1 protein-coding gene is annotated in these 1,302 nt (G+C 32.3%); it reads left to right on the top strand.

The window, feature by feature from the left end; genetic code table 11:
• The first annotated feature begins 260 nt into the window (after window positions 1–260).
• Window positions 261–1,040, top strand: coding sequence for a polysaccharide deacetylase family protein (locus FNW38_RS17345; protein ID WP_143386500.1), 780 nt, complete (start codon window positions 261–263; stop codon window positions 1,038–1,040).
• The last annotated feature ends 262 nt before the right edge of the window (window positions 1,041–1,302 follow it).

Raw genomic sequence — 1,302 nt, 5'->3', positions numbered from 1 at the left:
TGCCGATAAGGGACTTGCACCCTCTAGATAAAATTCCTACTTTTGAGGAATTGGAAGTGCATGCAAGGCACACACAGCTAGTAAGCAATAGTCGGGGATTTAGGCTTAACCAAAGTTGGTTTTGTACTTGGAAAAATAGTGATTATCCGAAGTATAAGAATTATTAACCCCGACCATCGCCTACTAGCAAGACGTTGGCAGAAACCTTGCGCCTAAATAACGAAAATTGAAATCAAAAAAAATTTTCAAAACCAAATAATATGAAGTTAAAAAAATATGCTTTTATAATTATAATTTTCCTTTTAGTTTCTTGTAGTGATGATAGTAATGAAAATATTAACAATCAGAATAATTATGCGCCAGGTGTCGTAATTTCATTTGACGACGATTATGTAGATAACTGGGTTGAAGTTCATAACATATTGGAAGTTTACGATTGGAAAGCAACTTTTTTTGTAACAAAATTTAATCAGTTGAGCAATGACAAAATCAACAAACTAAAAGATTTAAAAAATTATGGACACGAAATTGGTGGACACGGATTAAATCATTTAAACGCAACTACATTTATTGCAAATAACGGAGTTACCGAATATTTAAATCAAGAAATTTATCCGATGGTAAATTTAATGGATAATAACTCATTATCAACAACATCTTTTGCATATCCATATGGAGCAAGAAGTACTTCAACTGACAACATATTATTTAACAACTTTCAGATATTAAGAGGAACAACCTATGGGAATTCTGCTCCATCATCTCAAAATTGTTATTACAGCGGAAATAGAATTGTATTCGGTTTAGGAATTGATAAAAGCTATTATCATTTTAGCGTTTCTTATTTTTTATCCCTTTTACAATATGCAAAAAACAACAATAAAATAGTAATTTTTTACGCACACAAACCTGTTGAAACTGTACAAGCTGATTATGAAACAGAATTTCAAACACTTATCGAAATATGTAATTATGTAAAAAATAATAATATGAAATTTTATAAAATGTCTGAACTATATAATATCCAAAATAGTATTTAAAAACTACACAGGAAAAAGAAAGGCATCTGCCAATCGAGTAGACGGCTCCGCTAGAAACTAACGGAGTGCGCCTCTCAAATATTTATATTCACGAAAACAAAAAAAACAATATTAACCTGAGTACACCACCGTACCCTTCGGCTTCGCTCAGGATAAACCAAGCGGGTCTCGTATACGGCGGTTCGTCCCGAAGCTTCCTATCGTGTGGACACAAATATAGATTATTTTTGCGGTTATGAATATAAGCAGAGAGTTTCAAAAG

Origin of the sequence: Flavobacterium gawalongense, from assembly GCF_007097265.1 — a bacterium.
Lineage (GTDB): Bacteria > Bacteroidota > Bacteroidia > Flavobacteriales > Flavobacteriaceae > Flavobacterium > Flavobacterium gawalongense.
The sequence above is the reverse complement of the archived record's forward strand: the minus strand, read 5'-3'. Positions and strand labels throughout refer to the sequence as shown.

Coding starts and splice junctions, on each gene's coding strand:
- FNW38_RS17345 (WP_143386500.1), top strand. CDS start 261: ATGAAGTTAAAAAAATATGCTTTTATAATTATAATTTTCCTTTTAGTT.